Consider the following 2,641-nt stretch of genomic DNA (forward strand, 5'->3'; position numbering starts at 1 on the left):
ATAATTAATAGGAGTAGAGTGGGCATCCTGCCCGCCCGAAAATAATTAATAGGAGTAGAGTGGGCATCCTGCCCGCCCGAAAATAATTAATAGGAGTAGAGTGGGCATCCTGCCCGCCCGAAAATAATTAATAGGAGTAGAGTGGGCATCCTGCCCGCCCGAAAATAAGCATGAAACTGGCAAGATGCCAGTTCCACCAAGATGCCCATTCCACAGGTGCGACCCAAGGGCGATTTACTCGCCCATTGGAAAGCGCACCTACTCTTAAAATCATTCCATTATTCTTAAAATCATTCCATTATTAAGCAACGCCAGTTTTTTTTATACCCTTGGAGAAGATGCTATCTTTCTCTTTGAGAGCCAGCCTAAACCTAAAAGACTAAGTCCTATAACTGTCCCAGGTTCAGGTACACTTGCTGGTTCATCTTCAACCAGCCCAAAACTCGCTGTCTCTACAAATTCTCCATCTATCTCGAACACAGTAAAAAACTCTGGAAAACTCGGAGCCGGACCAGTAGCAGGGCTAAAACTAAAATCTTCTGTACTCCAACGTAATTGCTGGCCAGCTCCAGCTCCTTCGAAGATTAACCACACAGGCTCTGTAGTAGAATCGGCCTTGGTATAGGTTCTATTGTCGAAAAAAAACTCAATCTTATCTACCGGATAACTTATCTCGATCACTGGAAAATCCGGTATAGAAGCAAAAAATTTCCTCCGGGTTTCATTGGCGTCATCATAGCTGAACTTACCAGAAAATTCTTCTGTTCCAAACTCATAGGTAATAGTAATAGCTTGGGCAGGATTAATTTCAATCACTGCTAGGCTTAAAGCCGCACCAGTAGTGATTATTGCTAATTTTTGGCAGATCCTTTGTCCCTTAAACATTAATTTAAACCTGTCTCTTATTTGTTGATATTACTGATTTTTCACTCATCTAATTAAGTCTATACCAAGGGTCATTATAGTTGACCAACATTACAGAAGCTTTACAGAAAATTTAATTAAAAATTATAAAATACCATTGTGGATAACGGTTGAGACTATAGCAATAGGGGTAGGGAGTAGGGAATAGGGAATAGGGAACAAAAAGGGGTTGATAAACTTTAAATTTATTAACACAGTTAACAGAATTGATGTCTAAGTAGTTACTTGAAAACTTGTTGATAAATCCCAACTACATTCTGGTAAACTAATCCGTCAGCCTTCAGCCGTCAGCCTTCAGCCTTCAGCCTTCAGCCATTTGCTTAGCGTGGGCAATGCGCAATGCGCAATGGCAAAACGAGAGCATTTAATAGTTCGAGATTAATGAGAATTGAAAGTTTCGGTAAAAGCTGATAGCTGATACGCGACACCCTGATCGCTGGTATTTCAAGTAACAGTAAGGAGAAACTAATTAATACTAAACTCTAGCGTTTATCAGAGTTATCAGGTACATTAAATTTTATTATCCCTACTCCCTACTCCCTACTCCCTACTCCCTGTTCCCTTTGCTATATGATTGAATTTGCGTCTTTCAAAACTCAACTAGCTGCTTCAGCTCCCCGTTTGTTTGAGCTAATTGATGGTTTTAAGCAATCTAAGGTACTGGTGGTTGGTGATTTAACTCTTGATGAGTTTCTCACAGGTGAAGTGGAACGAATTTCACGAGAGGCTCCAGTATTAATAATACGTCATGAAACCACTCGTCAAACCCCTGGTGGTGGGGCAAATGCTGTTTATAATTTCGCTAAGCTGGGAGCAGAGGTTAAGGTAGCTGGGTTTTTGAGTAAAGATCCTCAAGGGCAAGTGCTGCGGACGATGTTTGAGGAGGTAGGGATTGATACTAGTTCGATCGTGATTGATCCAGACCGACCAACTGTGACCAAAAGCCGGATTGCTGGTCATGCCCGTCAGTCGGTGACTCAGCAGATTGTACGAATAGACCGCAAGTCAGATGAATTGCCCGACCGGGATAAGCAGTTAGAGTTGGCAGCACAAGTACAACAGCATTTAGGTCAGGTGGATGCTGTAGTTTGTTCTGATTACGGAGATGGTGTGTTTACACCACCAGTAATTGAAGCAGTTTTGTCTCACGACCGCACCATTGTAGATACTCAGAAGAATCTGGAACGTTATCATGGCGCTAGAGTTTTTACTCCCAATCTGCCAGAAGCGGAGCGAGCAGTGGGGTATGGGATTAAGAGTTTTGAGGATTTGTTGAGAGCTGGTAGAGATTTGTTGGCACTGACTCAAGGGGAAGAAATTCTGATTACTCGTGGTGAACAGGGGATGAGTTTGTTTGGTCGTGATGGCAAGGTTGAGCATATCCCAGCGTTTAATCGCACCGATGTATTTGATGTAACTGGTGCTGGGGATACGGTGGTAGCAGCCCTGACCTTGAGCTTGTGTCTGGGGTCTTCCTACTGGGAAGCAGCGGTTTTGGGGAATTTGGCCGCTAGCATTGTGGTGCGCCAGTTTGGTACAGCCACCACTAGTCAGGATGAGATGAAAGAGGCTTTACAGGGATTGTTGGAGGTTGAAGCATAAACGTAAGCATATGCGCTACGCGCACGCGATCGCGTTCAGCCGTCAACCCTCAGCTATCAGCCCTCAGCTATCAGCCCTCAGCTATCAGCAAAAGGCCTATGGCCAACGGCTGACA

Annotated in this window: 3 protein-coding genes; 1 reads left to right on the forward strand and 2 read right to left on the reverse strand. The window is 43.8% G+C overall.

From position 1 onward, the window contains the following. Positions 1 to 127 precede the first annotated feature (127 nt). Both F6K20_RS33315 and F6K20_RS33320 read right to left on the reverse strand, forming a co-directional pair. Entirely contained in the window at positions 128 to 274 is a 147-nt protein-coding gene (locus tag F6K20_RS33315; RefSeq protein WP_154659863.1) for a hypothetical protein, read from the reverse strand. Between the two features lie 47 nt (positions 275 to 321). Beyond that, positions 322 to 885 carry a PEP-CTERM sorting domain-containing protein gene (locus F6K20_RS33320; protein WP_008187287.1) on the reverse strand — a complete coding sequence of 188 codons (564 nt, stop codon included), beginning with the start codon at positions 883 to 885 and terminating at the stop codon, positions 322 to 324. Positions 886 to 1,494: 609 nt separating this feature from the next. Here F6K20_RS33320 and F6K20_RS33325 point away from each other — a divergent pair. Further along, positions 1,495 to 2,526 (forward strand): bifunctional heptose 7-phosphate kinase/heptose 1-phosphate adenyltransferase, encoded by a 1,032-nt coding sequence (locus tag F6K20_RS33325; RefSeq protein WP_287267322.1) that lies wholly within the window; start codon positions 1,495 to 1,497, stop codon positions 2,524 to 2,526. The last annotated feature ends 115 nt before the right edge of the window (positions 2,527 to 2,641 follow it).

The organism is Moorena sp. SIO2C4 (assembly GCF_010672485.1).
Taxonomy (GTDB): Bacteria; Cyanobacteriota; Cyanobacteriia; order Cyanobacteriales; family Coleofasciculaceae; genus Moorena; species Moorena producens.

What these genes read in the sequence shown, in the direction of transcription:
- F6K20_RS33315 (WP_154659863.1), bottom strand. Translation starts at nt 274, where the DNA reads ATGATTTTAAGAGTAGGTGCGCTTTCCAATGGGCGAGTAAATCGCCCT.
- F6K20_RS33320 (WP_008187287.1), bottom strand. Translation starts at nt 885, where the DNA reads ATGTTTAAGGGACAAAGGATCTGCCAAAAATTAGCAATAATCACTACT.
- F6K20_RS33325 (WP_287267322.1), top strand. Translation starts at nt 1,495, where the DNA reads ATGATTGAATTTGCGTCTTTCAAAACTCAACTAGCTGCTTCAGCTCCC.